The organism is Rhizobium nepotum 39/7, assembly GCF_000949865.1.
Lineage (GTDB): Bacteria > Pseudomonadota > Alphaproteobacteria > Rhizobiales > Rhizobiaceae > Agrobacterium > Agrobacterium nepotum.
In genome coordinates, this window is the sequence record NZ_JWJH01000013.1 from 37,734 (window position 1) to 64,259 (window position 26,526).

A 26,526-nucleotide genomic window follows, 5' to 3' on the forward strand; every position below is an offset into this window, starting at 1 on the left:
CATTGCCCTCAGGCAACCTCTTGCGTGTGAACGCCCGTCGCAAGCGCCACGATATCGTTTTCGGTCATGCGTTCCCCCGTTACCTCGCCGACGATCCTGCCGGAGCGCATCACAAGCACGCGGTCGCAAATGCCGATCAGTTCCGGCATTTCCGAAGAGACGACGATGATCGATCTCCCCTCGTCCGCAAGCTTCGCGATAAAGCGGTAGATCTGCTCCTTCGTGCCGATATCGATGCCACGCGTCGGCTCGTCGATGATGACGATGGACGGATCGAGCAGCATCATCTTGGCGAGCAGCAGCTTCTGCTGGTTGCCACCGGAAAGCTGGCCGGCGAGCAAATCCTTGCTGCCCGTGCGGATATCGAAATCACGCACAGCATCGTCGAGCGCTTGCGTCTCCCGGCGGGTATCGATCTGGAACAACCGGCTGAATTTGCCGAGCGAGGCAAGCGTGAGATTGACCCGCAAATCCTTCGTCAGCAGCAATCCCTTGCCCTTGCGGTCCTCGCTCAGATAAACGATGCCGGCCTTCAGGCTGTCTTCAGCCTTTGCGAAATGTACCGGCTTGCCGAGATGACGGATCGTCCCCCGCCCTGGACGCAGGCCAAGTACGCCCTCCATAAGTTCCGTTCTGCCCGCACCGACGAGACCTGCGAAACCGAGGATTTCTCCCCTGCGCAGGCTGAAACCGGCATCCTGCGCATAACCGGGAACGGTGAAATGCTCCACCTGCAGGACAGGCTCATGCTCGCCGCCGGCATTTCGGTCCGGATAGAGCTTGGCCACATCGCGCCCCACCATCAGCCGCGCCATATCGGCCGGCTCAAGCGCCGATGCCGGGTGCGAAGCGACCAGCCTGCCATCGCGCAGGACCGTCACCCGGTCGGCGATCTCCTTCACTTCCGGTAGCCGGTGCGAAATATAAAGCACGGCCACGCCCTTTGCCCTGATGTCGCGAATGACGTTCAGCAGCGCATCGGTTTCGATGGGTGTGAGGCTCGCGGTCGGCTCGTCGAAAATGACGACGCGATGCGGCACGAGCAGAACGCGGGCAATCTGCACCAGTTGCCGCTGGGCAATCGACAGACTGCCGACGATGGCGTCCGGATCGACCGTGCTGCCGAGATCGGCTATCGCCTTGCGGGCGCCGATGCGCATGGCGCGGTCGTCCATCATCGGACCTCTACGCAATTCGCGACCCAGATAGATATTCTGAGCCACCGTCAGATCGGGAGCCAGCAATATTTCCTGATGCACGAGAACGATGCCGCGATGTTCGGCGTCAACCGGGCCGCTCAGCGTAACGGCCTCGCCGTCGATCCGGATTTCACCACCCGACGGCTTCTCATTGCCGGCAAGCAGCTTCATCAGCGTCGACTTGCCAGCGCCATTCTCGCCGATGATGGCGTGAACCTCACCGGCGCGCACGGCAATCTCTATATCCTTCAGAACCTGTACCGGGCCGAAGGATTTGGACAGCCCGACAGTCTCTATAAGAACCTGATCTGGAGATTCGTCAGCATAAGCCATTGCCGTCACCGGTATCCGGCACGAATGAAAGGCGCCTGCGTCTCGGTTTTACTTGAAATGACCATATGCGAACTCCTCCCAAAGCTCTTGAGAAGAAGCTAACGTCCGTTTTGAGGTACGTAAAGCAAATTTCGCTGGCCTTTTGGAATACACTCAAATTTGACCAGGATGACAACGCGAACGCCGCGCCGCCTGCGCTCAGAAGAGGCGTTTCACGGACGTGATTTCTGGTGGCGGAGAGGTCTTCGTCACGTCGCTATTATCGGCAGACCTGTTGCGCTGTGCGGCATAATAGGCATTTTTCTGTTCGTACATATGCATATCGGCACGGCGCACCAGCGATTCCATCGTCTCGCCGGTCTCGCTGGTCGCCACACCCAATGAAAGACTGAGCGGCGCACTGGAGTAAAACTGGTTGTTTATCTTCAGCAGTTCGTAAACGGTTTCGACCATCGCGGCGGCGATCTGTTTGTCAGCGCCGGGCAAAAGGATCGCAAATTCATCGCCGCCGATGCGCGCGGCATGGTTCGGCGCGGTGACGACGCCGTTCAGGACCTCGCCCAGGCGTCGCAACAACGCATCGCCGGCATCGTGTCCGAGCTTGTCGTTGGCATCCTTCAGGCCGTTGAGATCGATGACGATGGCCGAAACGGGTCGGAGCGCGCTGCGCTCCAGCCTGTTCATCTCGTCCGAATAGAAGGCGCGATTGTGCAGCTTGGTCAGCACATCATGCTTGCCGAGATATTCGAGATAGGCTTCCGCCTTCTTGCGCGCCGTAATGTCCGTCAGCGCCACCTGCACCAGCGACCAATCATGTTCATGGCCGGGGAAAACGGAAAAATGCAGCAAGACATGTCGCTCCGAACCATCCAGCGCATAGTTCACCACCTCGCGATGGTGATTGAGATTGCCGTTCCAAAGCTCCATCAGCTGTTCGCGGAAAGGCTTTTCCATTTCACCACGGAAAATATCGCCAAGCCGCTGCAACAGAACCTGCCGGTCCGGCGCGCAAAACAGGTCCAGCGTCGCCCGGTTGACGTCGATCACGCGGATTTCGCTCATGCATTGCCGCACGAATTCGGGATGCACATCCATGAACACCCGGAAGTCGACGATGCCGCGTTCCCTGACCTCCTCGATCAACCGCCGCACCCGGCTGAAATCCTCCACCCACAGGGAGACCGGCGAATGCTTGAACATGCCTTCGGCATAACGGCGGTTGAAAAGCTCCTTGCGGCGGGCTTCCTCGCGTTCCGTCACATCCTCGGTGGTCAGGAGCAGCCGTCCCAGCGTCCGTTCGTGGCCCGGAATGACCGCACCGCGCAGCTGGATATCCAGCCGCTTGCCGCCAATCGAATAATTGACGGCATTGCTGATGAATTCCGTCTTGCCGACCCACAACTCGGAAAGCTCGTTCACATGGCTTTCGAGCATGTCATCGCGGAAAATCCGGTGCAGATTGTCGACGAGATGCGCCTTATCCCGCGCCTCGAACAATTCCAGCGTCTTCGCATTGACCTGAATTACGCGGATTTTCTGCGAGCAGGTCGCCACCCGTGACAAATCTTCCAGCAGAAACGCCCGGATATCCTCGACGCCCTGCTGCCGCCAGATGTCGAACTGGCCCTTCACCTCGCTGAAATCCTCAATCCACATCGCCACAGGGGCGAGATCGAAGATATTGGTATCGATCGTTTCAATCATACGGGCGGTCTTCTTAAGGATAGATGCGGGAGAGCGGATACCGAATGCCGAAATCGTGCGAGACAGCAATGGCTGCCCGCATATCCGGATTTATTAGGGATATTCGATTTAACGCAAGCCCTTATCGCGCAAGCCACCGGATTGCGCGATAAATCTCGGTTTCGCCACGATGCCGCCCGTTACCAGAGCTTCACGTGCCGGTTCACATCCTTGTAGAGCAGGTAGCGGAACCGGCCCGGCCCGCCCGCATAACAGGCCTGCGGGCAATAGGCGCGCAGCCACATGAAATCGCCGGCCTGCACTTCTACCCAATCCTCGTTCAACCGGTAGACGGCCTTGCCTTCCAGCACGTAGAGGCCGTGTTCCATCACATGGGTTTCCATGAAGGGAATGGTCGCACCCGGCTCCAGACTGACGATGTTGAGATGCATGTCGTAACGCACGTCTTCGGGATCGATAAACCGGGTGGTCGCCCATTTTCCGTCAGTGTCAGGCATCGCCGACAAAGCGTGCTCATCCTCATGCGTGAAGATCGCCGGCGGCGGCTCCAGACCGTCCACCGCCTGAAACGCCTTGCGAACCCAATGGAACTTCACGGATGTTTTGCCCGAATTGCGCAGCTGCCAGTGCGAACCGGCGGGCAGGAAAGCGAAGGAGCCCTCCCGCAACGCATGCCGCGCGCCCTCGAACTCCACGGTCATTTCACCGTCCACGACAAAGATCGCCGCCTCTGCCCTCTCATCGGGCTCCGGCCGCTCACTGCCGCCGCCGGGCTGCACTTCTACGATGTATTGCGCAAACGTCTCGGAAAAGCCTGTCATTGGCCGGGCGATGATCCAGGCCCGCGTGCCGGTCCAGTGCGGCAGCACACTTGTCACGATATCGGACATCACGGTTTTGGGGATGACCGCATAAGCGGTCTTGAATACAGCTTTGCTCGACAGCAGTTCCGTCTGCCCCGGCAGACCGCCCATATCCGAATAATATTTCTTCATTTCAGCCATTCCACTCCGCAACGCATTTCGCGCGAATTCTTAGGCCTGCGGCGGCGTTTAATCAAATAGTTATTGGCGTGCGCAGGGCTTGCCGCCCGCATGGCAAAATGCGGGCCGCCTATTTCGCCCAGACATGCGAAACGAAGTCCGGATCAGCCCTTTTTGCGCATCGTGGCGTAAACGATATTGTGGTTTTCGCCGAAGAACACCTCCGCTTCGATGCTTGCGGGATCGGCGCTGGCGTTGACGATCCGCCACATATCCGCTTTCGAGCGCAACAACAGCGCCCAGTTCATGAAGGTTTCCATGTAGCCGTCGACCACGATATCCTCGGAGAAGTTGGCGAAGAGGAACATTCCGCCGGGCTTCAGCATCTCCATGCAGCGCCGCGTGAGCTTGATCGCCACCCTGTCGTTCAGATAGTCGTAGAGGCCGGCGGCATAGACCAGATCGAATGTGCCGAGGTCTTGAGAACGCAGGACGATATCGCGCACGGAGCCGTCGATCGCCTCGATGCAGCTGCCGTTGAAATCACGGGCGACGGAACCGACGCTGAGGGGGTCCTGATCGAGCGCCACCCAGCGCCGGATGCCGCCTTCTTTCAACGCCATGGATGCATCCGCCTCGCGCAGATGTCCCGACGCGATGGTGAGGATCTCCGTCTCGTTCCCATGCCGGGCCGCAGCCTCGTCAACGAACCGCGTCAGCAGATCCCGCCGCTCGCGGACGGCGACCGAGGAACTGGCGTCCTTCGTATAGTCGTAAAGAGCCGCGCCAAGCGGCGTGGCGGTCTTCACTATGTCGGCGACGCTGTCGTGACCATAGATGAAGTCGAGAAGCTGGGCATCGCCCGAATAACCTCTCGGTTTTTCAAACGACCAGCGCGTGAAGGGATCTTCTAGGAAATAGTCGGACACGGAGTGATTCTGCACCAGAGGAATCAGCTCTGCCCACACGCTGGAGTGGAGCTTCTCCCGCAGGCCATGCAGAGCACCCGCTGTTCGATGTATTATCTCGCGTGCTGAAACACCATTTTCAAATTGCTGTTGTGCCAATTCAAGAATGATCGCGACCTCTGCTTTCGCAACTGCGAAATGCTCATCGAACGTTTCCATTTTCCGTGCAAAAATCTCTTTTGCGACAGTATCCGGTGTGATCAGACTTGCTCCGTCCAGATTTCTTTTCTTTACCTGCCTCACTTCAGCCTCCAGTATTAACACATTGTTAACTATACGTTTCTGGGAGACGGAAGGCCACTCGCTTTCGATTTTTGAGCGGTGTAGGGATAGATTACTTTATTAGCGTATTTTTTTGGCCACACTCATGGGCCGGAGGAGAAAGCGGATACGCGATTCAGCGAAACTTAATGTTGCGAGCGTATGATGCGCTCTTCCTTTCCATGTTTTCCGCCCGCATGGGGAGAGATCGGCAGGAACTCGCGTTTTGCGCGAAAGTACACGCAAAAGTGGAATAAGCAGTTACTTGATAAAGTATACGCAACACTATGGGAAAGTGCATGAAGCACACATTGGGAGTGGTGAGTGGACAGCAAGAATATCGGCGGCCGGACAACCGGTTTTCTGATGAACTTCTTGCCCTTTACCAGCAGGAAGGTGAACGCAGCCGCCGGGGTACGATCAGGCGCGGCCTGTGGACGGCTGTCTTCATCTATCTGCTGTTCGCCATTACCGACATCATTCTCGTACCCGACGTCGCTTTTTACACCATTACCGCGCGATTATTCGTCGTTCTGATATCTCTGCTGACGCTAGAAATCCAGCTGCGCATGGGCGCGCGCACCACAGCGCTCGACCTGACCTGCGCGACCGCGCTCGTCATGGGATATATCGGCTGGCTGGTGCCTTCGCTTTTGACCGACAATCTCGAAAACATGTCCTATTACATGGTTTTCGGGGCGATCTTCATGATGGGCGCCAATCTGTTTTTCACCTTCCGCTTCCATCTTTCGCTCGTGTCTTCGGGTATCATTCTCGTCACCTATTTTCTGGCGGCGACGCAGTTTCCCGAAGATGCATTCTACAAGCTCGCTTTCGGCACCTTCTATATCTCCTGCTTCGTCTTCACCTCTTACGTGAACTGGAACCTGAACCGGGAACGCTACCACGTCTTTCTCAACGGGCTGGAGGCCAAGGCCCAGCAGAAAGCGGCGGATGAGCGGGGTCAGGCATTGTTGCGGCTCTCGAATACCGATTCCCTGACCGGGCTTCAGAACCGCCGCGCCATCGACCATCATCTCCGCCTGTTGTGGGATAACTGGAGCAAGAAGGAAGAAGGCTTTTCCGTTTTTCTGATCGATGTCGACTTCTTCAAGAAATACAACGACCGGTATGGCCATCAGGAAGGCGACAAGTGCCTGGTAACGGTAGGCAACGCCCTGCAGGACGCGATTACCGACCATGGCACCTCCATCGGCCGTTATGGTGGTGAGGAGTTCATCGTGCTGGCGCCATTCAAGTCGAGGCAGCAGGTGGGCGAACTTGCCGAAACGATCCGCCACACCGTCGAACACCTGTCGCTCGCGCATGACCAACGCCGGGACGGCACCTTCATTGTCACCGTCAGTATCGGCGCGTCCTTCACCCGTCCCAATCCGGACGGCAAGCTCGAAAAAATCATCAACGAGGCGGACCGGGCGCTTTATATCGCCAAGGGCAATGGCCGCAATTGCATGAAACTGTTCGATCCGGACGATCCGCAGACCAGCGACGAGACGGAAAACATAGCGGCACTTCTGAAAATCGCCGTTGCGGAAAATCTCGTTTCCCTCGTCTATCAGCCTATCCTCAACATATCGACCAACGAGACGGTAGGGGCCGAGGCGCTGATGCGGCTTCGCCTGCTCGATGGCGGCTCCGTCTCGCCCGGCATATTCATCCCCATTGCCGAACGCACCGGCACGATCATGGAGCTGGGCCTCTGGACCATCAAAACCGCCTGCCGGCAGATACTGGCCGATGACAAGGCCGCGGTGGTCAGCGTCAACGTTTCGCCGATGCAGCTGAAAAACCCCGGCTTTGCCACCTCGGTCGCAGCAATCCTTGTCGAAGCGGGGATCGGCGGCGGCAGGCTAGCCTTCGAAATCACCGAAGGTGTGGACCTGGAGATGCATTCGGATGTGCTGCGCTGCCTTAACGACCTGAAGACGCTCGGCATCAAGATATGGCTGGACGATTTCGGAACGGGTTTTGCCGGCCTTTCCTGGCTGCGCATGACGGATTTTGATACCGTCAAGATCGACCGATCCTTCCTGCACGACAGCAAGACGCCGCGCGGCCGGGCGATGTTGCAGGACATGATCCGCCTTATCCGCAATCGCGGCCACAAAATCCTGATTGAAGGCGTGGAGACGGAAGAGCAACTGCGGCTCGTCCGTCAGCTCGAGATCGATTATGCGCAGGGCTATTATATTGGACGTCCTGTCGTGGCTGAACGGCTGAACGGGGTTGCGGCCGCCCCCTATGCGCGTCCCAATATGCTGGTACGTCCCGCCTGAGCGGACGAGGGTGGCGGCAGATCGCTTTAATGATAGGCGGGTGGGCTGATCGAGAATTTTGCCGCAAGATCGGAAAACGTCGCACGGGTGACGGGATCGACAGGTGCGCCTTCCCTCTCCCGTCTTGCCGCTACCGCCCATTCCCGGTCGCCCGGCGCCATGACCTTGCAATCCTCCCGGACCGGTGATCCCCGCAGCACCTCGAGGTAACGTTTCATTCCCTCGTCGAAGACCTCACGTTCAAGGAAGGCTTCCGGCTTCAGCGCCAGCACGAAGGCGCCCAGCCCGCGCGGCGTGGAAAAATCCGGCCCCGGCATGGGAGCGATATCGAAACTGAGCTTCATGCCGCTGAGAACAGCGCTGAAAATCTCGACCATTCCCGCCAGCGCAGCGCCCTTGAAGCCGAACTCACCACCAACAGGCGCGAGCATCTCAGCAGCATTGGGATCCCGCGTATCGACGCCGTCGCCATCCGAGGCGACACCATCAGGCAATTGCTGCCCCAGGCTGCGGTAAAGCAGAACGCGGTTATAGGGCACGGCGCTTGTAGCCATGTCCAGAAGCCAGGGCAAGTCATCGGCTACCGGCACACCCACGGCAATGGGGTTGGTGCCGTGAAAACGCATCGCGCCGTCATGCAGGCGCACGAAGCTGTCGGAGTTACAGAAGGCGAGGCCGATATAACCCCGCCGCGCCGCCTCCAGCGCGTAAGCGCCAGCCGGTCCGAAATGCGAGGAATTCCTGATCGCGACGGCACCGATGCCGAATTTCTCCGCAAGCGCCATGGCGCTGTCCATGGCCGCATAGGTGGCGCGGGCGCCATGGGCGTGGTCCGCATCGATCGTCTCCACCGCGCCGAAACCGGACACACGGCTGATCTGCGGCCGCAGATTGAGACGTCCGCCTTCCAGTGCTGTGATGTAATGGGCAAGCAGGCGCACGCCGTGGCTGTCGACGCCCAGCCGCGTGCCATGCATCATGGCGCGGGTCGCCGCATCAGCCGTTTCATCATCGGCACCAACAGCCAGGAAAACGGAACGGCAAAACCGCTCCAGCTCATCAAGCCTTGCCAGAACAGCGACATTTTCATTGCTATGCGACATCAGGGGAACCTCCCGATTCCAGAATCCATGCCGCACAAGCTAGTCACGGGGCGCGTTTTTGCAATCGAATATCGCGCCCCGAATGGATCAATCAATCGTCGCCGCCAATTGCCTCGTAAGTATCACGCTCACCGGCAATGATGGCGCGCTTGCCGACATGGTTGGCAGGGCCGACAATGCCTTCCTGCTCCATGCGTTCGACCAGCGAGGCCGCGCGGTTGTAGCCAACGGACAGGCGGCGCTGGATATAGGAGGTCGAGCACTTCTTGTCGCGCATCACCACCTTCACGGCCTTTTCGTAGAGATCGTCGCTGTCGTCGTCGCCCATCGAGGTCTTGTCGAAGACGGCCGTTTCCTCTTCCGCCTCGTCATCGGCCTCGTCGGCGTCCTCAGTGACGGTGCCGAGATATTCCGGGCGACCTTGGGTCTTCAGATGCGCCACGACCTTTTCCACTTCCTCGTCCGATACGAACGGGCCGTGGACACGGGAGATGCGGCCGCCACCCATCATGTGCAGCATGTCGCCCTGGCCGAGCAGGTGTTCCGCGCCCTGTTCACCGAGGATGGTGCGGCTGTCGATCTTCGAGGTCACCTGGAAGGAAATGCGGGTCGGGAAGTTGGCCTTGATCGTGCCGGTGATGACATCGACCGAGGGACGCTGGGTGGCCATGATGAGATGGATACCGGCAGCACGCGCCATCTGCGCCAAGCGCTGGATCGCGCCTTCAATCTCCTTGCCCGCGACCATCATCAGGTCGGCCATCTCGTCGACGATGACGACGATATAGGGCATGGCGGTGAGGTCCATTTCCTCCTGCTCGTAGACAGCCTCGCCGGTGGCGCGGTCGAAGCCGGTCTGCACGTTGCAGAACACGGTCTCTCCCTTGGCGCGGGCGGCAGCGGCCCTTGCATTATAACCGTCGATATTGCGCACGCCGAGACGCGACATCTTGCGATAGCGGTCTTCCATTTCGCGCACGGCCCATTTCAGCGCCATGACCGCTTTCTTCGGATCGGTCACGACCGGCGTCAGAAGATGCGGAATGCCGTCGTAAACGGAAAGCTCGAGCATCTTGGGATCGACCATGATCAGGCGGCATTCCTCCGGCTTCAGCCGATAGAGCAGCGACAGGATCATGGTGTTGATGGCGACCGATTTACCCGAACCCGTGGTGCCGGCAACGAGCAGATGCGGCATCTTTGCCAGTTCGGCAATGACGGGTTCGCCGCCGATGGTCTTACCGAGGCAAAGCGCGAGCTTCTGGCGGGTCTCGCTGTAATCCGTCGCTTCGATCAACTCGCGCAGATACACCGTCTCGCGCACCGGGTTGGGCAGTTCGATGCCGATGACATTGCGGCCGGGCACGACGGCGACACGCGCCGAAAGAGCCGACATGGAACGGGCGATATCGTCAGACAGGCCAATGACGCGTGAGGACTTCACACCCGGAGCAGGCTCGAACTCGTAAAGCGTCACGACAGGACCGGGGCGGACATCGATGATCTCGCCCTTGATGCCGAAGTCTTCCAGCACGCTTTCCAGCAGGCCGGCGCTCTGTTCCAGCGCTTCGGGCGTCATGGTCGTGGTCTGCTGGACGCGGGCCTGCTGCAAAAGATCGATGGAGGGGTATTCATATTCACCGTCTGCAAAGACCGGCGCTTCCCGGAACATCGGCTGCGAGGCCTGAATGGGTGCGCGCGGCGTGAAACGCGGCTCGGCCACGATTCTTTCGACCGGCTGAACCTGCTCCACGGGCCTCACCGGCTCGGCAACCACGGCCGCCTCGACGATGGGCTGCGGCACGATCTCGGGTTCGGAAACCTGAATTGCGGGATGATGCACGCCGATTTCGCGGTAGAGCCTGATCGCGGAACCGCCCGGAATTCGGACGACAGGCGGTACGGTGGAAAGCCGGATGGCGGGGGCAGCAGGAGATGCAGGGGCTGCCGCAGCAATCGCAGGCGCCGTCAGCAACGGGTTTGCAAGAATGGTGCGCGCGGATACGGGAAGGCCTTCGCCGGCGTCGCCCGGCAGATCGAGCGTCATCACCTCCCAGAAAAGCTCATCCGGAAGATTGGCGGCAAAGGCTGGAATGGATGCCTGGGGCGTGGCTACCCGTTCGACAGATGTAAACGGCCCCGCGGACAGCGGCCGAGCGGACAAAGACATTTCCGGCACCGGCGTTTCGAAGACAACGGCTGCATCTGCCGTCGCTGGCATCAGCGCTGCGGCGGCGGCTTCTTCCGCCTGCTTGCGGGCAAGCTCCAGCCGCAATTTGTAAGTCAGCGCCCTAGCGCCCCGCGCATCGGGCGGCTGCGGCAGAAACGGCATGCGTTGTGGCTGAACGCGTGGTTCCGGCGAATTTGCGATCGGCTGAGAGGCGATCTCCTGTTGCACCACCACCTGAGGCAACTCGACCACCTCAGGTTCGGCAGATTCGGGCGGGACCACAGCGGGGACTTCCTCTTCCGCAAGATGCGGCGTCTCGACCGGCATGCGCCGGGTAAAGACGCTTTCCGGCGTGCGGGTAAAGCGGACATTCGGCCCGAGCACGAAAGCATTCTGCCAGCCCGGCATTTCGGCACGGCCTTCGATAGCATCGGCAGCGCTGACATCGGCATTCGGCCGGGGCGTGACGCCGGCTTTTGTTGCCGTGGCCTGCTCCTGGCCTGCAGCAGCCTTGCCGCCGGCATGACGAGCCTTATCGCTCCCCTCCCCTACGCTATTGGACGAATTCTGGAATCTGGATCGGGAGAAACTCATGGCAGCGTGCACACTCATCATAAACGTACATATTTCGGTCTCCTTGAAATAGAAAATAAAGGTTAATTACCCCTTTCCAAACGGGGTCATGGAGGCAGAATTTCACTTTGCCCACAGGCGGGATACAACATGACTGGCCAAGGCAGAGGTATCCCAAGCCGTTAAATTTATTGCGTTAAATCAAGTTTCCGTCGATGCCGGCCAGTGATCGGCGTGGCGAAAGAAAAGGGAATTGCGGCAGTAAAGCATATTGTTTCTGCAAAGGGCCGCGCAACGTAAAATCATTGCTGTAAAGCCCGCGAATTAACGTGGACAGTGCCGAGGTTGCAGTCTTAAGATCGGGCAGGCTGCGGTCCAGCGGAAAGGCCGCCCCGCCCTCATTCCGGAGTGAATTTCATGTCGCTTGTCCACCTGTCCCGCCGCTCGCTTCTCAAGACCTCACTGCTTCTTGCCGGAACCACCGGACTTGCGGGCATTGCCACCGCGCAGCAGTCAAAGCCCGGCGGGCGGTTGATCGTTGCGGCCGATTCGGAGCCTAAGAACCTCAATCCCGCAATCGTCGCTTCCAACGGCGTGTTCTATATTGCGAGCAAGATCGTTGAGCCGCTGGCGGAAGCCTCTTTCAACGGCAGGGACGGGCTGGAGCCAAGGCTTGCGACGGAATGGCACGGATCGGAGGACGGCTTAAGCGCCACCTTCAAGCTGCGCGAAGGCGTGACCTGGCATGACGGCAAACCCTTCACTTCGGCGGATGTGGCCTTCTCTGCTCTTTCAGTATGGAAGCCGCTGCAAAATCTCGGGCGGCTGGTCTTCGCCAATCTTGAAAAAGTGGATACGCCGGACGAGCACACGGCCATCTTCCGTTTTTCCAAGCCGACACCTTTTCAGCTTATCCGCAATGCGCTGCCGGTCGTCACCAGCGTCGTGCCGAAACATCTTTATGAAGGCACAGATATCGCCACCAACCCAGCCAATACCAAACCGGTCGGCACTGGGCCTTTTGTTTTTGCGGAATACAAGCCCGGCGAATATTATCGCCTGACCCGCAACCCGAATTATTGGGGCAATCACCAACCACAGCTCGACGAGATCATCTATCGCGTTCTGCCCGACCGCGCGGGTGCCGCCTCCGCGCTGGAGGCCGAGGAAATCCAGCTCGCCGCCTTTTCCGCCGTGCCGCTTGCCGATCTTGCCCGCATCGCGAAGGAGCCGGGCATCAAGGTCATCCCGGAAGGTTACGAAGCTCTCACCTATCAGCTCGTCGTGGAAATCAACCACCGCCGCAAGGAGCTGGCCGATCTCAGGGTTAGAAAGGCCATCGCCCACGCCATCGACAAGAAATTCGTCATCGACAAGGTCTTCCTCGGTTACGGCACGGCATCGACCGGCCCGGTCCCGAAAAATGCGCCCCAGTTTTACACAAGAGACGTCGAGACCTACGATTTCGACGTCGCCAAGGCGAACGCCCTGCTGGATGAGGCAGGTTATCCGCGCGGTGCAAACGGAACACGTTTTTCGCTGAAGCTTCTACCGGCACCATACTTCAACGAAACCAAGCAGTTCGGCTCTTATCTTCGCCAGGCGCTGCAGGAAATCGGCATCGATGCCGAGCTGGTCAATAATGACGCTGCCGCACACCAGAAAGCCGTCTACACCGACCATGCCTTCGATCTTGCCATCGCGCCGCCGGTCTTCCGTGGCGATCCGGCGATCTCCACCACCATTCTCGTGCGCTCCGGTATCCCGGCGGGCGTTGGCTTCTCCAATCAGGGCGGTTACGAGAACAAGGCGCTCGACACACTGATCGATAAGGCGGCTGAAACCGTGGACACGGCCGCCCGCACGGTGCTCTACAAGGACTTCCAGAAACAGGTCGCCGCCGATCTACCGTTGATCAACGTCGCCGAGTGGGGTTTCATCACGGTGGCGCGCGATACGGTCAAGCATGTCGCCAGCAATCCCCGCTGGGCCGTTTCCAACTGGGCGGATACCGTGGTCGGCACCTGAGAAGCGCCGTGAGGCGCGCGGCGACATTGCTGCGGCGAAGGGCGATCAGCGCCATTCCGGTGCTGCTGATCGTTCTGGTCTTCACCTTCGTCCTGCTTGAAAACGCATCCGGCGACGCGGTTGACGCCTATCTCGTCTCCATCGGCGGCGGCGATGCCGGGCTGCGGGATGTGCTACGCGAGCAATATGGGCTGAACGGTTCGGTGCTCGCCCGCTTCTGGCTTTACGCCAGCTCGGTACTGCGACTTGATTTCGGCTGGTCGCTTGCCTTTGACCGACCGGTGCTGGGGCTGATCCTAGAACGGCTGCCGAACACGCTGCTCCTGATGGGCAGCGCCACGGCGTTGGCTTTCATTACCGGCACCGCGCTCGGCATCGTGGCGGGCGCACGTCCGGGCGGGTTGACCGACCGGGTGCTCTCCACCCTGTCGCTGGCGCTCTACGCCACGCCCGGCTTCTGGCTCGGCCTCGTGCTCGCCATCGTTTTTGCCGTGCAGTTCCGATGGCTTCCGACATCCGGCATCGAAACCATCGCATCCGGAAAACAGGGATTTGCAAGGGCGCTCGATATTGCGCGCCATCTCGTCCTGCCAGTCGCCAGTCTCGGGCTGATCTATCTGGCGCTGTTCCTGCGCGTCATGCGCACCGCCATGGCCGCTGTCTGGCCGCTGGATTTCGTGCTGTTCGCCAAGGCCAAGGGGCTTTCGAGACGCCGGATCGTGCTGCGTCATGTCGCCCGCAACGCCACCCTGCCCCTCGTCACCGTGCTTGGCCTGCAAGCGGCCACCATGCTCGGCGGCAGCGTCGTGATCGAGAGCGTTTTTGCCATTCCGGGTTTCGGCCGGCTTGCGCAGGAAGCCGTCAGCGGCCGCGACACGCCGCTGTTGATGGGCATTATTCTGACAAGCGCCATCTTCGTCATTCTCATCAATCTCGTTGTCGACATTCTCTATGCCGTCCTCGATCCGCGCATCGGCAGCGGGGAGCAACAGGCATGAGTTTCGCTCTCCGGCTCCTGCGCAGTTTCGAAGGTGCAACGGGCATCATCATCCTGACGCTGCTTGCGGTAACGGCGCTCGCCGCTCCCCTCCTGTTTCCCGGCGACCCGCTGTCGATCGTCGGCGAGCCGCTCGTCGCACCCTTCACGGACGGTGCCTCCCTCCTCGGCACCGACAGGTTGGGCCGCGACGTGCTGGCCGGAATTGCCCATGGAGCGCAGGCATCCCTGCTCGTCGGCATCGGTGCGGCTGCTGCGGCACTACTGATCGGCACCGTCGTCGGCACCATTGCCGGATTTGCCGGCGGCCTCATCGACGAAGCCCTGATGCGCGTTGCCGACGCCTTCCAGATCGTGCCGAATTTCCTGCTGGCGCTTGCCTTCGTCAGCACCATCGGCCCATCCATGCCCATCGTCATCCTTGCGATTGCCCTTGGCGCCTGGGCGGATCCGGCGCGACTGATGCGGGCGCAGGTCCTGAGCATCCGCGAGAGGGATTATGTACAATCCGCCCGCGCCATCGGCATGCATCCGCTGGAGATAGCCTTCCGGCAAATCCTGCCCAATGCCCTGCCGCCGGTGCTGGCGCTCGCCGCCATCATCGTCGCCGCCGCAATCCTCACCGAAGCGGCACTGTCCTTCCTCGGTCTTGGCGATCCGAATATCGTCACCTGGGGTTCGATGATCGCGGAGGGGCGCAACGTCCTGCGGTCTGCGGCGTTTCTTTCCGTCATCCCCGGCATCGGCCTTCTGGTCACGGTCCTCGGCGTCTATCTTCTCGCAGAAGGCATCAATAGGGCGATGGCGACAGAGAAAGAAGCGTCATGAGCGGCAATGCACTCTGCCGGATCGACAATCTCAGCGTCCGCTATACGGCAGACGATGCACCCGCGTTGCAGGACATTTCATTGACGATCAGGCAGGGACAACGACTGGCGATCATCGGCGAAAGCGGTTCGGGAAAATCGACGCTTGCCAAAGCCATTGCCGGGCTTCTGCCTGCGAATGCGCGTGTTTCCGGCGATATTTCCTGGAGCCGCGACAGCGGTCTCTTCCCGGACAGGCCGATGCCGGGCCGCGATATCGGCTACATCTTTCAGGATACCGGCGCGACGCTGAACCCGGTTCTGACCATCGGCGAACAGGTGGCGGAAGGTGCCGTGCGGCATCTTGGCATCTCATGGAAGCAAGCGCATGATCTCACCCGTGACCTTCTGGAGCGGGTGCGGCTGCCGCACCCCTCGCATCTTGTCTCAGCCTATCCACACCAACTTTCCGGCGGGCAAAGGCAGCGTGTGGCGATTGCCGCCGCCATTGCCGCGCATCCCGCGATCCTGATCGCCGACGAAGCGACGAGCGCGCTCGACACGGTGAGCCAGGCCGCCATCGCCGTCCTGCTGGACAATCTCGTGCGCGAGGAAGAAAGAACACTGGTCTTCATCACCCATGATATCGGCCTCGCCTCCAGCCTTGCCGACGAGATCGCGGTTCTGCGTGGCGGGTGGCTGGTAGAACATGGCACAACCCGGCAGGTGCTTTCCGCACCTGCGCATGACTATACGCGCGCGCTGCTTGCCGATTATCTCGATCTTTCCACGCCGCCGCTCATCAGCGAGGCTGTGTCATGAACGAAGCCCTTCTGAGTGTCGAAGACCTCTCGAAAACCTACCGGACCGGCGGACGCACGGTGGAAGCGCTTTCCGACATCTCCTTTTCGCTTCAGCCCGGCGAGACGCTGGGGCTTGCCGGCCCCTCCGGCTGCGGAAAATCGACGCTGGCGCGCATCCTGATGCGGCTGATCCCGGCCGACGAAGGCACTGTCAATTTTGAAAACCGCGACTGGCTTGCACTTGACGGCGGCGAACTGCGCACTGCACGACGGCATATGCAGATGGTGTTTCAGGATACGCACGGCGCGTTCAACCCGCGCGCCAGCGTCGAGGACGCCATAGGCGAGCCGCTGCGTATCCACCACATCGTCGAAAGACGCGAACGCCCGGCAGAAATCCGCCGTCTTCTCGACCGTGTCGGCCTGCCCGCCAGCTATGCCGGCCGCTCCGTCTTCAAGCTTTCGGGCGGCCAGCGGCAGCGCGTGGCGATTGCGCGGGCGATCTCGCTCAAGCCATCCCTGCTCATTCTGGACGAAGCGGTTTCAGCGCTTGATGTTTCCGTTCGTCGGCAGATTCTCGAACTGCTGGTGGAAATACAACGGGAGACGGCCGTTGCCTGCATTTTCGTTTCCCATGATCTCGCGGTCATCCGCGCCGTCTGCCACCGCGTCGCCATCATGGAGGCGGGGCGGATTGTTGAAATCGGCAGGACTGCAAATATCATTTCCGCGCCGCAATCTTCAACTGCCAGAACCCTGATCGAGGCTGCGCCGCGCCTGACCATCACCGCACAAGGATAAGACATGCCCGCCCCTGACTACGCATTGCTTCTCGACCCGCCCGCCTTTCCCGCAGAGCGTTACGCCGTGCTGGCCGACCGGCTGGCGGGTTTGATGGGCACGAAGAACAACGTGCTGCTGATACAGGCGGAAGCCGTGCTGGCGCTTGAGGCGGCAGCCACCAGCCTCGCGCGGCCGGGTCTAAGGGCGCTCAACATCGTCACCAGCCCCTATGGCGCGTGGTTCGGCGGCTGGCTGGAAAGAGGCGGCGCCACGGTCCGCAACCTGACCGCCAGCCCCGCAAAGCCAATCGCACTTCACGAGGTCGAGCGGGCGCTGGACGAAGGCCCCGGTTTCGATCTTCTCGTCATCGTGCATGCGGAATCGGCAAGCGGCATTCTCAACCCCCTGCCCGCCATCGCGACATTGGCCAAAGACAGAGGCATCGTCACCGTGGTCGATGCCGTCGCTTCCATCGGCGGCCATACCTTCGAGGCAGATCGGCTCGGCATCGATATCGCGGTCATCGGCCCGCAAAAGGCGCTGGCCGGCCCGGCCGGGGTGTCCGCCATCTCGGTCAGCCAAAAGGCATGGGAACTTCTTTCGCATGGTGCCGCACCGGAAAACTCCATGCTCTCGCTTCTCGACCAGAAGAAACTCTGGCTCGAAACCGGCCGCAGCGCGCTTCCGGGAACACCCGCCCCGCTGGAATTCTTCGCATTGGAAGCGGCGCTCGACCGGATCGAGGCGGAGGGTCTCGCATCCACCAACGAACGCCACAAACGGGCAGCCTTCGCTACCCGCGCCGGTATAAGGGCGCTCGGCATCGGGGCGTGGGTGGAGGAAGCCCACGCTTCAGCTCTCGTTTCCACGGCAATATTGCCTGATACGGTCGAGACCGGTGCGTTTCTCGCGGCTGCTGCCGGACAGCAGGGGGCGGATATTTCCGGCGGTGTCGGTCCCGGAGCGGAACGGCTGATAAGGCTCAATCACACCGGCCGGCGCGCAAATCCGGATGCGGTGAAAGCCAATATCGCCGCCGTCTCAAGCGCCCTGAAAAGCCTTGGCCACGCCACAGACAGCGATTCCGCACTGGAAGCGGTCGAAAGAAGCTATTCGGAAGCTCCTGCGCGCCGTCTGTAACAGCGCAGATAAACGTTCATTGCGTAAAATCCGGCACTGGCGGAACGTCAGTCACGCTATTGTTGTTAAAAATGGTAGACAAATTCCCCGGCCAATCTTGACGAAATCATGGCAACGCGCGAAACTTAACGTACTGTTAACTCGCGTGAAGAAGGGAAATGGCCATGGTAGCAGGGTTCAACATGCTCTCCTTTGACCTCTTTGGCATTGGCCGAAGAACGCCCGCCATAAACGAGCGGGTCGAGAAGGATTTGCAGGACAGGACGCCGCGCAGACCGGACGACCAGTCGAACGATGACGACCGTGACCAGGAATATGAACTGTTCTTCTGGTCGCTTTATCCGGTAATTTGAATTTGTAGCGGCAGCCCACAGGGACGCGCAATCCGGCGGCGATTCGTGTCGCGGATTCAAGACAAGGCGGCCTGCGGTTGTTCCGCCGGCATTGAACCTTGTCAAGAAGCGCCAGTTCATTCAATGATTGCCGCATGCGCCGGTCCGGAAATGAAAACAACTCTGCCAACAGGGATTTGAAGCTGCTGCGCCGTCTCCTGCGCGCCAAGGATCATATGGACGCGGCACCACACGAGGCATGGCCTGTTTCGCGCCTCGCGAGCGTCAGTGGCGCCTCGCAGGCCCACTTCGCAAGATCGTTTCGAGATGCTTTCGGCATACCGCCTCACCGCTATCTGCTGACCCGCCGGGTCGAGCGTGCGGTGGCTCTGTTGCGCGACACGGACCTCCCAATCATCGAAATCGCTTTTGAAACCGGTTGGAACAGCATCGGCACTTTCGGCCGCATTTTCCGTGACGTGACCGGAGAAAATCCGAGCGAATTGCGGCGGCGGATGCGGATATCACCGGGTGATCTTGAACCGGTTCCCCATTGTTTCGTCAGCGCCGCGCATCGCCCCCATCTCAAAATGGCAGTTTCGGAGAAGCGCCGACAAACGGAAAGCGCTAGGCACGACGGGCGAAACGGAGATATCTCATGAAAAATGGTGTTCAGGTTGTCGGGCTTTACGTTCTTGATCAGGAAGAAGCACTGCAATTCTATGTCGAAAAACTTGGATTTCGTGTGCACACGGACGCACGCAATGGCGATTATCGTTGGCTGACCGTCCAGCACCCTGACCAGCCGGACTTTCAGTTGGGCCTGTTTCGGCCGCAGGCCCCAACCATTGATGACGCGACGGTACAGAACCTCATGGAAGCCGTGGCCAAAGGCGCAATGCCGCCGCTGGTTCTGGTGGTCGATGATTGCCAGGCAGCCTTTGACGCCATGCACAAACGCGGCGTCGAATTCACCCAGGAACCGATCGCCCGCTACGGCTCAGTGGATGCGAGCTTCCGCGATCCTTCCGGCAATGGCTGGAAGCTCGTTCAGGCTCGATAAAACGCAGATCAGCCCCGGGGTGAACCCCGGGGCTGATGAAAAAAAGAGGTCAGCCGAACCGGCCCTGCCTTAGTGGTTGTCGCGCGGCAGGCCCTTGGTCTGGGCGATGCGCTGATACTTCACGGCCGGTTCCAGAACCGCGCCGGTTTCCATCTGGCTGACGATGCCGCGCTGGATTTCCTGCCATGGCGTCTGGTGATCGGGGAACTTGAAACCGCCCTCGGCAGCCAGCGCCTCGTAACGCTTGGCGAGTTCCTCGCCGGAAATCAGGATATCGGCCTTGCCGCGACCCACATCGACGCGAACGCGGTCACCCGTCTGCAGGATCGCAAGACCGCCGCCGGCCGCCGCTTCCGGAGAAGCGTTGAGGATGGACGGGCTGCCCGACGTGCCCGACTGGCGGCCATCACCGATGCAGGGCAGCGAGTTGATGCCTTCCTTTAGCAGATAATCCGGCGCGCGCATGTTCACCACTTCCGCCGCACCCGGATAACCGATGGGGCCGGCGCCACGCATGAACAGGACGGTGTTGGCGTCGATGCCAAGCGACGGGTCGTCGATGCGGTGATGGTAATCTTCCGGACCGTCGAACACCACGGCGCGGCCTTCGAAGGCTTCCGGATCGTTCGGGTTGGAGAGGTAGCGGTTGCGGAACTCTTCCGAGATCACGCTCGTCTTCATGATGGCGGACGAGAACAGGTTGCCGCGCAGAACGCGGAAACCGGCACGCTCCTTGAGCGGCTGGTCGAAGGGACGGATGACCTTTTCGTCCTCGATGATGGCGCCACGGCAGTTGTCGCCAATGGTCTTACCGTTGACGGTCATCGCGTCTTCCTTGATGAGCCCCTGGGTCATCAGCTGGTTGACGACCGCCGGAACGCCGCCGGCATGGTAATAATCCTCACCGAGATATTCGCCGGCCGGCTGCAGGTTGACGAGCAGCGGCACATCTTCACCATAGGTCTGCCAGTCATCGACAGTCAGTTCGACGCCGACGTGGCGCGCAAGGCCGTTCAGATGGATCGGCGCGTTGGTGGAGCCGCCGATGGCCGAGTTAACGCGGATGGCGTTGATGAAGGCATCCTTGGTCATGATGTCAGACGGCTTCAGGTCTTCCTTGACCATTTCGACGATGCGCAGGCCAGTGAGATAGGAAATTTCCTGACGGTCGCGGTAAGGCGCCGGAATAGCGGCGGAACCCGGAAGCTGCATGCCGAGCGCTTCGGCGAGCGAGTTCATCGTCGTCGCCGTACCCATGGTGTTGCAATAACCGGTGGAGGGCGCGGACGAGGCGACGAGTTTGACGAAGCCCTGATAATCGATCTCGCCCTTGGCCAGAAGTTCGCGCGCCTTCCAGACAATGGTGCCGGAACCGGTGCGCTCGCCACGGAACCAGCCGTTCAGCATCGGGCCGACGGAAAGGGCGATGGCCGGAATGTTGACGGTGGCCGCCGCCATAAGACAGGCAGGCGTGGTCTTGTCGCAGCCGATGGTCAGAACAACGCCGTCGAGCGGATAGCCGTAAAGCACTTCCACGAGGCCGAGGTATGCGAGATTGCGGTCAAGACCCGCTGTCGGGCGCTTGCCGGTTTCCTGGATCGGATGCACCGGAAATTCGATGGCGATGCCGCCCGCTTCACGGATGCCTTCGCGCAGGCGATGCGCCAGCTCCAGATGGTGGCGGTTGCAGGGCGAAAGGTCCGAGCCGGTCTGCGCAATGCCGATGATCGGGCGGTCGGACTGAAGCTCGGCCTGGCTCAGACCGAAATTCATGTAACGCTCGAGATAAAGCGCCGTCATATCCGCATTGGCGGGGTTGTCAAACCACGCGCGCGAACGAAGCTTGCCTTGGGTTGCGGGCAGATTGTCGGATTTGGTCATGATGCGGTCTCCAGCCGGAAGTGGCCAACGGTAAAATATTACGAAATGCGACAAGCTTATGTTGTGCGCAAGGAAAATGGAATCAGCGTCTCGGAATCACGCATAACCGACAGAGCAGGCCCAGACGAGTGAATTGGGGCTGTTCTTCAGTTTTAGCCGAATATTTTTCGGTGCTTACGACCATACCGGCGCTGCGCAACGACCTCTCCCTCCCTGCCTTGCCGGATTGCGGCTGGCCCCGTGGCCCCACAATCCGTCACGACCTGACTTGCATATTTGTATTACTATTAGATAGCGTCGCGGCCTGTCAAGCCGGATCAGGGCTCATTATGGGCTGGTTCCGAGAGATGGAAAAATAAGAAGAATTTTCATAAGCAATTGATTTATTACAGCATATTATCAATATCCAATAGAGCGGATGTGATACGAATTGAAAATCCGCTAAAAAACCCCTTTTCAAGAGTATTACTATATGCTCATAGTGACGCCGTCACGCTGACATCATTTCTGGGAGGATAAGATGAGAAAAGCTCTTGCGGCAATCACTGTCGCCGTTTCCGCATGCCTTGCATCCAGTGTTTCCGCACAATCGCTGACCGTCGGCTTCTCGCAGATCGGCTCCGAATCTGGATGGCGCGCCGCTGAAACCACCGTCACCAAACAGCAGGCCGAAAAGCGCGGCGTCACGCTGAAATTCGCCGACGCACAGCAGAAGCAGGAAAATCAGATCAAAGCCGTTCGCGGCTTCATCGCGCAGGGCGTCGATGCGATCCTGATCGCACCTGTCGTCGCAACCGGCTGGGACGCCGTGCTGAAGGAAGCAAAGGAAGAAAAAATCCCCGTCATCCTGCTCGATCGCCAGATCGAGGCTCCGGACGATCTTTATCTGACTGCGGTCACCTCGGATCAGGTACATGAAGGCAAGGTCGCCGGCGACTGGCTCGTCAAGGATGTCGGCGCGAAGGACTGCAAGGTCGTCGAGTTGCAGGGTACGACCGGTTCTTCGCCTGCCATCAACCGCAAGAAGGGCTTCGAGGAAGCCATCGCTTCGCACAAGAACATCAAGATCGTGCGCTCGCAGACGGGTGACTTCACCCGGACCAAGGGCAAGGAAGTGATGGAAAGCTTCATCAAGGCCGAAGGCGGCGGCAAGGATATCTGTGCCGTGTACGCCCATAATGACGACATGGCCGTCGGCGCGATCCAGGCGATCAAGGAAGCCGGCCTGAAGCCCGGAAGCGACATCAAGGTCGTGTCCATCGACGCCGTGCCTGACATCTTCAAGGCTATGGCCGCCGGCGAAGCCAATGCGACGGTGGAACTGACGCCAGACATGGCCGGCCCGGCTTTCGACGCTCTCGAAGCCTATCTGAAAGACAAGAAGGCACCGCCGAAGTGGATTCAGACCGAATCCAAGCTCTACACAGCGTCTGACGACCCGATGAAGGTCTACGAGGCGAAGAAGGGTCTGGGTTACTAATAACCTTTTCTTCGGAAGGAGCGGCGCGTCATGCGCGCCGCCCCATCACAGCTTCTTTCATGCAGGGCCTGCGCAATGTCCGAAACGGCACCACTTCTGGAAGCACACGCCATCGGTAAATCCTTTTTGGGGATCACGGCGCTGGACGGCGTCGATTTTTCGCTCGGGCGCGGTGAAATCCACGCGCTTCTCGGCGAAAACGGCGCGGGCAAATCAACACTCATCAAAATACTGACCGGCGTTTACCACCGCGACAGCGGCTCGATCTTTCTGGAGGGCGGCGAGATATCGCCCACCAATGTTGGCGAGGCGCAGGCGCTTGGCATCGGCACGGTCTATCAGGAAGTGAACCTTCTCGAAAACCTGACCGTTGCCGAAAATCTCTTTCTCGGCCGCCAGCCACACCGCTTCGGGTTGATCGACCGGGCCTCGATGCAGAGACAGTCGCAGGCGCTGCTTTCCCAATACGGGCTTTCGATCGACGTCAACGCCCTGCTTTCCAGCTATTCCGTCGCCATCCGCCAGATCATCGCCATCGCCCGCGCCGTCGATCTTTCCGGCAAGGTCCTGGTGCTGGATGAGCCGACGGCCAGCCTTGATGCCCATGAGGTCGAGATGCTGTTCGGCGTGCTGAGGAACTTGCGCGCGCGCGGCATCGGCATCGTCATCATCACCCACTTCCTCAACCAGGTCTACGATATCGCCGACCGGGTAACGGTTTTGCGCAATGGCCGCCTCGTCGGTACGCGCGACATCGGCAACCTGCCGAGGTCCGAACTCATCGCGATGATGCTGGGCCGCGAGCTTCAGCACATCACCCACGAACATCAGGCGACTGACGATACGGTTGCCGAGGGCGAACCGCCGATCCGTTTCGAAGGCTACGGAAAACGCGGCAGCATCGCCCCTTTCGATCTCGACATACGCCCCGGCGAGATCGTCGGTGTCGCCGGTCTTTTGGGCTCGGGCCGAACCGAAACGGCTTTCCTGCTGTTCGGCATCGACAAGCCCGATACCGGCAAGGCCACGATAGACGGAAAGACCGTCGCTCTTTCTTCGCCAGAAGCCGCGATCACCGCCGGCTTCGGTTTCTGCCCTGAGGAGCGCAAGACGGACGGTATCATCGGCGACTTTTCCGTGACCGACAATATTGCGCTGGCGCTTCAGGCCCGTCAGGGCTGGGCGCGGCCGCTTTCGCGCCGGCAGAAGGTGGAACTTGCCGAAAGCTTCATCAAATCGCTCGACATCCGCCCAGCCGATCCCGAGCGGCCGATAAAATTCCTGTCCGGCGGCAACCAGCAGAAGGCCATTCTGGCGCGCTGGCTCGCCACCCACCCCCGGCTTCTGATCCTCGATGAGCCGACCCGCGGCATCGATATCGGCGCCCATGCGGAAATCCTCAAAATGATCGAAAAACTCTGTACCGAGGGTATGTCGCTTGTGGTCATCTCATCCGAACTGGAAGAACTGACTGCCGTTGCCCACCGCGTCGTCGTGCTGTCGGACCGCCGCCATGTCGGCGAATTGAAGGGTAGCGATGTAACCGCCGACAACATCATGCGGGCGATTGCGGATGCTGCCCGCACGGAGGCGGCGTGATGGTGGGTGTGACACGACGGCTGAAAAGGCTTGCTCCCCAGCTTGCGGCACTTTTCGTCATTCTGGCAGCGATTACAATCATTTCGCCCGGTTTCCTCCATGTTTCGTTCCAGAACGGCAGGCTTTACGGCAGTCTGGTGGATATTCTCGTGCGCGCAGCACCCGTGGCACTGCTGACCATCGGCATGACGCTGGTGATCGCAACCAAGGGCATCGATCTGTCGATCGGCGCGGTGATCGCCATCTGCGGCGCGGTGGCGGCAACGCTCATCAGCAACGGCCATTCCATACCCACTGTCATCGCCATCTCGCTTGCTGTCGGCATCGCCTGTGGTCTGTGGAACGGGGTGCTGGTCGCCCTTCTCGATATTCAGCCGATCATCGCCACGCTGATCCTGATGGTGGCAGGACGCGGTATCGCCCAGCTCATCACGGAAGGCGTCATCCTCACCTTTAACGATGACGGCTTCTCCGCCATCGGCTCCGGCTCCTTTGCAGGCATTCCCCTGCCCGTCATCATCTGGGTGGCGGTGGCTCTGCTGATCGGCGCTTTGGTGCGCAAAAGTGCGCTCGGCTTTCTGATCGAGGCCACCGGCATCAATCGCCGCGCGGCAGCGCTTGCCGGGGTGCGGGCGCGCTTCTTGCTGTTTTTCGTCTACGCCGTTTCCGGTCTCTGCGCGGCAATCGCCGGCATGATCGTGACCGCGGATATTCGCGGCGCGGATGCCAACAATGCCGGGCTGTGGCTGGAACTGGACGCCATATTGGCGGTGGTGATCGGCGGCACATCGCTGAATGGCGGCCGTTTCTCCATCACCGCCTCCCTGATCGGCGCGCTCATCATCCAGACCATCAATACCGGCATTCTGGTCTCCGGTTTCCCGCCGGAATTCAACCTCATCATCAAGGCGGGCATCATCATGGTGGTACTGACGCTACAATCGCCAGCTATCATGGCGGTTCTGGGCTTCGTCAGAACGCGCAAGCCGCATGCAAAACCGGCCGCCACAAACGGGATGACCAAGGAAGGAACCGCGCGATGATCCACAGCCGCAATCTGCCGTTCCTCACCACACTGACGATTTTCGTAATCGCCTATCTCCTTTGCGTGCTGCAATATCCGGCGATCCTGTCGACACGGGTGATCGGTAATCTTCTGACCGACAACGCCTTTCTCGGCATAGCCGCCGTGGGCATGACCTTCGTCATCCTGTCGGGTGGCATCGATCTGTCCATCGGCTCGGTCATTGCCTTCACCAGCGTCTTCGTGGCGGTGATGGTCGGCACCTATAATATTCACCCGCTGCTGGCCTTCGCCATCGTGCTTGTGGTTTCGACGCTGTTCGGCTGCCTGATGGGGGCGATGATCCGCTTCCTGTCGATCCCGCCTTTCGTGGTGACGCTGGCGGGCATGTTCCTGGCGCGCGGCGCCGCCTATCTGATCTCCACGCAATCCGTGCCGATTTCTCACCCATTCATCGATGCGATACAGGGCTTTTATTACCGCTTTCCCGGCGGCGGCAGGCTGACCGCACTTGCCATGGTCATGCTTGTTGTTTTCGCAGCCGGCATGCTGATCGCCAGCCGAACCCGCTTCGGCGCCAATATCTATGCGCTTGGCGGCAACCCGCAATCGGCGGAGCTGATGGGCGTGCCGATCGGGACAACGACAATCGGCATCTACGCGCTTTCGGGCTTCCTTTCGGGCCTCGCCGGCATCGTCTACACGCTCTACACCTCCTCCGGTTATTCGCTGGCGACAGTGGGCGTGGAGTTGGACGCCATCGCGGCCGTCGTCATCGGCGGCACGCTTCTGACAGGCGGCACAGGGCTGGTGGCGGGAACCTTAATCGGCCTTTTGATTCAGGGCCTGATCCAGACCTACATCGTTTTCGACGGAACGCTTTCCTCCTGGTGGACGAAAATCGTTATAGGCGTGCTGCTTTTCGTCTTCATCGTGTTGCAGCGCGCAATCATCTGGTATTCAAACAGGAGACTGGCCGGACCACATCCGGCATAACCG

Annotated in this window: 21 protein-coding genes; 14 read left to right on the forward strand and 7 right to left on the reverse strand. The window is 60.0% G+C overall.

The features are described 5' to 3' along the window. Nucleotides 1–8: 8 nt before the first annotated feature. The 4 genes from RS75_RS15005 to RS75_RS15020 all read right to left on the reverse strand — a co-directional run bounded on the left by RS75_RS15005 (nt 9) and on the right by RS75_RS15020 (nt 5,430). Nucleotides 9–1,532 (reverse strand): sugar ABC transporter ATP-binding protein, encoded by a 1,524-nt coding sequence (locus RS75_RS15005; RefSeq protein ID WP_045021838.1) that lies wholly within the window; start codon nt 1,530–1,532, stop codon nt 9–11. Nucleotides 1,533–1,730: 198 nt separating this feature from the next. Further along, entirely contained in the window at nt 1,731–3,236 is a 1,506-nt protein-coding gene (locus tag RS75_RS15010) for a sensor domain-containing diguanylate cyclase (protein ID WP_045021839.1), read from the reverse strand. 179 nt (nt 3,237–3,415) lie between these two features. Continuing rightward, the gene (locus tag RS75_RS15015; RefSeq protein WP_045021840.1) at nt 3,416–4,240 is read right to left on the reverse strand and encodes a bifunctional allantoicase/(S)-ureidoglycine aminohydrolase; all 825 of its coding nucleotides are present in this window, start codon (nt 4,238–4,240) and stop codon (nt 3,416–3,418) included. A gap of 143 nt (nt 4,241–4,383) precedes the next feature. Beyond that, nucleotides 4,384–5,430 carry a class I SAM-dependent methyltransferase gene (locus RS75_RS15020; protein WP_045021841.1) on the reverse strand — a complete coding sequence of 349 codons (1,047 nt, stop codon included), beginning with the start codon at nt 5,428–5,430 and terminating at the stop codon, nt 4,384–4,386. 317 nt (nt 5,431–5,747) lie between these two features. On the opposite strand from RS75_RS15020, the gene RS75_RS15025 reads away from it, so the two are divergent. Then, the gene (locus tag RS75_RS15025; protein ID WP_045021842.1) at nt 5,748–7,745 is read left to right on the forward strand and encodes a putative bifunctional diguanylate cyclase/phosphodiesterase; all 1,998 of its coding nucleotides are present in this window, start codon (nt 5,748–5,750) and stop codon (nt 7,743–7,745) included. Nucleotides 7,746–7,771: 26 nt separating this feature from the next. Here the strand turns inward: RS75_RS15025 and RS75_RS15030 are convergent, their stop codons facing one another. Further along, entirely contained in the window at nt 7,772–8,848 is a 1,077-nt protein-coding gene (locus RS75_RS15030) for an Ldh family oxidoreductase (protein ID WP_045021843.1), read from the reverse strand. Nucleotides 8,849–8,939: 91 nt separating this feature from the next. Then, nucleotides 8,940–11,633 carry a DNA translocase FtsK gene (locus RS75_RS15035; RefSeq protein WP_045021844.1) on the reverse strand — a complete coding sequence of 898 codons (2,694 nt, stop codon included), beginning with the start codon at nt 11,631–11,633 and terminating at the stop codon, nt 8,940–8,942. A 375-nt stretch (nt 11,634–12,008) separates the two neighbouring features. On the opposite strand from RS75_RS15035, the gene RS75_RS15040 reads away from it, so the two are divergent. From RS75_RS15040 to RS75_RS15080, 9 genes are all read left to right on the forward strand, one after another. After that, complete coding sequence (locus tag RS75_RS15040; protein ID WP_045021845.1) at nt 12,009–13,619, forward strand: ABC transporter substrate-binding protein; 1,611 nt, start codon at nt 12,009–12,011, stop codon at nt 13,617–13,619. Nucleotides 13,620–13,627: 8 nt separating this feature from the next. Further along, nucleotides 13,628–14,617 (forward strand): ABC transporter permease, encoded by a 990-nt coding sequence (locus RS75_RS15045; protein WP_045021846.1) that lies wholly within the window; start codon nt 13,628–13,630, stop codon nt 14,615–14,617. Beyond that, nucleotides 14,614–15,444: an ABC transporter permease gene (locus RS75_RS15050; protein WP_045021847.1), complete on the forward strand. Its 831-nt coding sequence runs from the start codon at nt 14,614–14,616 to the stop codon at nt 15,442–15,444. Before RS75_RS15045 ends, RS75_RS15050 begins: the two co-directional genes overlap by 4 nt. Further along, nucleotides 15,441–16,244 (forward strand): ATP-binding cassette domain-containing protein, encoded by an 804-nt coding sequence (locus RS75_RS15055; RefSeq protein ID WP_045021848.1) that lies wholly within the window; start codon nt 15,441–15,443, stop codon nt 16,242–16,244. Before RS75_RS15050 ends, RS75_RS15055 begins: the two co-directional genes overlap by 4 nt. After that, complete coding sequence (locus RS75_RS15060; RefSeq protein WP_045021849.1) at nt 16,241–17,026, forward strand: ABC transporter ATP-binding protein; 786 nt, start codon at nt 16,241–16,243, stop codon at nt 17,024–17,026. The genes RS75_RS15055 and RS75_RS15060 overlap by 4 nt, the downstream gene beginning before the upstream one ends. 3 nt (nt 17,027–17,029) lie before the next feature. Next, complete coding sequence (locus RS75_RS15065) at nt 17,030–18,148, forward strand: pyridoxal-phosphate-dependent aminotransferase family protein (protein ID WP_045021850.1); 1,119 nt, start codon at nt 17,030–17,032, stop codon at nt 18,146–18,148. Between the two features lie 158 nt (nt 18,149–18,306). Continuing rightward, the gene (locus RS75_RS15070; RefSeq protein WP_013761494.1) at nt 18,307–18,501 is read left to right on the forward strand and encodes a hypothetical protein; all 195 of its coding nucleotides are present in this window, start codon (nt 18,307–18,309) and stop codon (nt 18,499–18,501) included. 134 nt (nt 18,502–18,635) lie between these two features. Continuing rightward, nucleotides 18,636–19,142: a helix-turn-helix domain-containing protein gene (locus tag RS75_RS15075; RefSeq protein WP_045021851.1), complete on the forward strand. Its 507-nt coding sequence runs from the start codon at nt 18,636–18,638 to the stop codon at nt 19,140–19,142. After that, nucleotides 19,139–19,543 carry a VOC family protein gene (locus RS75_RS15080; protein WP_045021852.1) on the forward strand — a complete coding sequence of 135 codons (405 nt, stop codon included), beginning with the start codon at nt 19,139–19,141 and terminating at the stop codon, nt 19,541–19,543. The genes RS75_RS15075 and RS75_RS15080 overlap by 4 nt, the downstream gene beginning before the upstream one ends. 69 nt (nt 19,544–19,612) lie before the next feature. On the opposite strand, the gene RS75_RS15085 is transcribed toward RS75_RS15080, so the two are convergent. Continuing rightward, nucleotides 19,613–21,424: an IlvD/Edd family dehydratase gene (locus RS75_RS15085; protein ID WP_045021853.1), complete on the reverse strand. Its 1,812-nt coding sequence runs from the start codon at nt 21,422–21,424 to the stop codon at nt 19,613–19,615. A gap of 520 nt (nt 21,425–21,944) precedes the next feature. On the opposite strand from RS75_RS15085, the gene ytfQ reads away from it, so the two are divergent. From ytfQ to yjfF, 4 genes are all read left to right on the forward strand, one after another. Next, nucleotides 21,945–22,904, forward strand: a complete 960-nt coding sequence (gene ytfQ / locus RS75_RS15090; RefSeq protein ID WP_045021854.1) for a galactofuranose ABC transporter, galactofuranose-binding protein YtfQ — start codon at nt 21,945–21,947, stop codon at nt 22,902–22,904. A 75-nt stretch (nt 22,905–22,979) separates the two neighbouring features. Further along, complete coding sequence (locus RS75_RS15095; RefSeq protein ID WP_045021855.1) at nt 22,980–24,503, forward strand: sugar ABC transporter ATP-binding protein; 1,524 nt, start codon at nt 22,980–22,982, stop codon at nt 24,501–24,503. Further along, the gene (locus tag RS75_RS15100; protein WP_045021856.1) at nt 24,503–25,546 is read left to right on the forward strand and encodes an ABC transporter permease; all 1,044 of its coding nucleotides are present in this window, start codon (nt 24,503–24,505) and stop codon (nt 25,544–25,546) included. Before RS75_RS15095 ends, RS75_RS15100 begins: the two co-directional genes overlap by 1 nt. Beyond that, nucleotides 25,543–26,523 (forward strand): galactofuranose ABC transporter, permease protein YjfF, encoded by a 981-nt coding sequence (gene yjfF / locus RS75_RS15105; RefSeq protein ID WP_084686941.1) that lies wholly within the window; start codon nt 25,543–25,545, stop codon nt 26,521–26,523. The genes RS75_RS15100 and yjfF overlap by 4 nt, the downstream gene beginning before the upstream one ends. Nucleotides 26,524–26,526 lie beyond the last annotated feature (3 nt).

Excerpts from the sequence above, each read along its gene's own strand:
- RS75_RS15050 (WP_045021847.1), top strand. The coding sequence starts at position 14,614 with ATGAGTTTCGCTCTCCGGCTCCTGCGCAGTTTCGAAGGTGCAACGGGC.
- RS75_RS15075 (WP_045021851.1), top strand. The coding sequence starts at position 18,636 with ATGCGCCGGTCCGGAAATGAAAACAACTCTGCCAACAGGGATTTGAAG.
- RS75_RS15025 (WP_045021842.1), top strand. The coding sequence starts at position 5,748 with ATGAAGCACACATTGGGAGTGGTGAGTGGACAGCAAGAATATCGGCGG.
- RS75_RS15055 (WP_045021848.1), top strand. The coding sequence starts at position 15,441 with ATGAGCGGCAATGCACTCTGCCGGATCGACAATCTCAGCGTCCGCTAT.
- RS75_RS15065 (WP_045021850.1), top strand. The coding sequence starts at position 17,030 with ATGCCCGCCCCTGACTACGCATTGCTTCTCGACCCGCCCGCCTTTCCC.
- RS75_RS15030 (WP_045021843.1), bottom strand. The coding sequence starts at position 8,848 with ATGTCGCATAGCAATGAAAATGTCGCTGTTCTGGCAAGGCTTGATGAG.
- RS75_RS15080 (WP_045021852.1), top strand. The coding sequence starts at position 19,139 with ATGAAAAATGGTGTTCAGGTTGTCGGGCTTTACGTTCTTGATCAGGAA.
- RS75_RS15005 (WP_045021838.1), bottom strand. The coding sequence starts at position 1,532 with ATGGCTTATGCTGACGAATCTCCAGATCAGGTTCTTATAGAGACTGTC.
- RS75_RS15095 (WP_045021855.1), top strand. The coding sequence starts at position 22,980 with ATGTCCGAAACGGCACCACTTCTGGAAGCACACGCCATCGGTAAATCC.
- RS75_RS15070 (WP_013761494.1), top strand. The coding sequence starts at position 18,307 with ATGGCCATGGTAGCAGGGTTCAACATGCTCTCCTTTGACCTCTTTGGC.
- RS75_RS15100 (WP_045021856.1), top strand. The coding sequence starts at position 24,503 with ATGGTGGGTGTGACACGACGGCTGAAAAGGCTTGCTCCCCAGCTTGCG.
- RS75_RS15010 (WP_045021839.1), bottom strand. The coding sequence starts at position 3,236 with ATGATTGAAACGATCGATACCAATATCTTCGATCTCGCCCCTGTGGCG.
- RS75_RS15035 (WP_045021844.1), bottom strand. The coding sequence starts at position 11,633 with ATGATGAGTGTGCACGCTGCCATGAGTTTCTCCCGATCCAGATTCCAG.
- RS75_RS15040 (WP_045021845.1), top strand. The coding sequence starts at position 12,009 with ATGTCGCTTGTCCACCTGTCCCGCCGCTCGCTTCTCAAGACCTCACTG.
- RS75_RS15085 (WP_045021853.1), bottom strand. The coding sequence starts at position 21,424 with ATGACCAAATCCGACAATCTGCCCGCAACCCAAGGCAAGCTTCGTTCG.
- RS75_RS15060 (WP_045021849.1), top strand. The coding sequence starts at position 16,241 with ATGAACGAAGCCCTTCTGAGTGTCGAAGACCTCTCGAAAACCTACCGG.
- RS75_RS15015 (WP_045021840.1), bottom strand. The coding sequence starts at position 4,240 with ATGGCTGAAATGAAGAAATATTATTCGGATATGGGCGGTCTGCCGGGG.
- ytfQ (WP_045021854.1), top strand. The coding sequence starts at position 21,945 with ATGAGAAAAGCTCTTGCGGCAATCACTGTCGCCGTTTCCGCATGCCTT.
- yjfF (WP_084686941.1), top strand. The coding sequence starts at position 25,543 with ATGATCCACAGCCGCAATCTGCCGTTCCTCACCACACTGACGATTTTC.